This window comes from Laceyella tengchongensis, assembly GCF_900182735.1.
GTDB lineage: Bacteria > Bacillota > Bacilli > Thermoactinomycetales > Thermoactinomycetaceae > Laceyella > Laceyella tengchongensis.
In genome coordinates, this window is record NZ_FXTU01000027.1 from 1 (window position 1) to 1,709 (window position 1,709).

Here is a 1,709-nt window from a genome sequence, read left to right on the forward strand (position 1 = left end):
CCCCGAAGCTTATCGGAGTTCGTCCCGTCCTTCATCGGCTCCTAGCGCCAAGGCATCCACCGTGTGCCCTTAGTAGCTTAACCTACTAGGTTTATTCGGCATATCGCTATGCCGCTCGGTATCTCCTCGGTGATTGCAACATCGACGATCAAAGAAGGATTTTCCTTCTTAACCTCGTTGCTTTATTCCATATCTAATTTTCAAGGTGCGTTTCGTTGTGATCACCGCATCGCGGCGACAAGTAGTAATATAACATGGTTCAATAATAAATGCAACCCCTTTTTTTGTTTTTTCATTAACCACATCAGAACAACCAAAACCGCAAAGGTGTTTCCATGGTTTTGCCAAACAGTTTTCTTTACCTGACTTCACTTCCTCTGTCATTCTAAGAAAAGCTCTCCCTGTTCGTGGCTTTCTCTCTTACCCTAACACAATCAAAGGCTTGCAAATTCGATGTGAATTTGCAAGCCTCTCCTCAATTAGAGCGCAGGAATTTGCCAATCGATTTCTTTTCTGCCCATTTCTTTTAAAAGCTGATTTGCTTTTGAAAAAGGTTTTGTACCAAAAAACCCTTTTCTTGCCGCAAAGGGGCTGGGATGAGCCGACTCGATGATGTGGTGGCGCTCATTTGTGATTAAGTTCTTTTTCTCTTGCGCATGCCGCCCCCACAACAGGAACACAACCGGTTGCTCCCGTTCGTTTAATTCCTTGATCACCTGGTCGGTAAAGTTCTCCCATCCTTTACCCTTATGGGAATTGGGTTTGCTCTCCCTTACCGTCAGCACCGTGTTCAACATCAGAACGCCCTGCTCCGCCCACTTCACCAGATAACCATGGTTAGGGATTTCGCACCCCACATCATCATGTAGCTCTTTGAAAATGTTCTTAAGAGAGGGGGGTTGTTTCACTCCCGGCTTGACAGAAAAGCTCAGCCCGTGCGCCTGTCCCGCCCCATGGTAAGGGTCTTGTCCCAATATCACAACACTGGTGTCTTGGTATGATGTAAGATTCAATGCCGAAAAGACATCTTCTCGAGGAGGATAAATGGTTTCTTGCTCATATTCTTTTTCCAAAAAGGAAATCAATTCTTTATAGTACGGTTTCTCAAACTCCGATTGCAAAATGGTGGCCCAATCATTGGTAAGCGTAAACATGTCAACCGATCCTCTCCGTCTGATCTAATGTTGTTATCACTTATCCATTGTCACACAGATGGAGAAGGTATGTAAAGGAACAAGTGTTTGACAAACACATTTTCCCCTATGCTATTCCCTGTTAATCCCACCAGTCGCCGACCGCTTAACATCTTGGCTTCTAGCGGTATTTACACTCGTTCAGACATCTTCGGGCCTGCCTCATAAGCTTTCCCTATGAAGATTGGTATGCTCCGCCTGGTTCATCGGCTCCATGCAAATCAAAAAGCCCCAGCCTAAGGCTGGGGCTTGGTATTCCCTGAAAACTAAAGAGTGAGTGTCACGTGACCCAAGAAAATGATCGATGATGCTCTGAAAAGAGCTCCTTAGAAAGGAGGTGATCCATCCCCACCTTCCGGTAGGGATACCTTGTTACGACTTCACCCCAATCATCTGCCCCACCTTCGGCGGCTGGTTCCAAAAAGGTTACCTCACCGACTTCGGGTGTTGCAAACTCTCGTGGTGTGACGGGCGGTGTGTACAAGGCCCGGGAACGTATTCACCGCGGCATGCTGA

At 46.7% G+C, this 1,709-nt stretch carries 2 protein-coding genes and 2 rRNA genes; all 4 read right to left on the minus strand.

Features of this window, described 5'->3' with window-relative positions:
• Positions 1–83, minus strand: a 23S ribosomal RNA gene (locus QQZ12_RS16910); the annotation flags it as partial.
• A gap of 85 nt (positions 84–168) precedes the next feature.
• Entirely contained in the window at positions 169–384 is a 216-nt protein-coding gene (locus tag QQZ12_RS16915) for a hypothetical protein (RefSeq protein ID WP_102991352.1), read from the minus strand.
• Positions 385–479: 95 nt separating this feature from the next.
• On the minus strand, positions 480–1,154 hold the full coding sequence (locus QQZ12_RS16920) for a uracil-DNA glycosylase (RefSeq protein ID WP_284724689.1): 675 nt from the start codon (positions 1,152–1,154) through the stop codon (positions 480–482).
• Between the two features lie 369 nt (positions 1,155–1,523).
• A 16S ribosomal RNA gene (locus QQZ12_RS16925) occupies positions 1,524–1,709 on the minus strand; the annotation flags it as partial.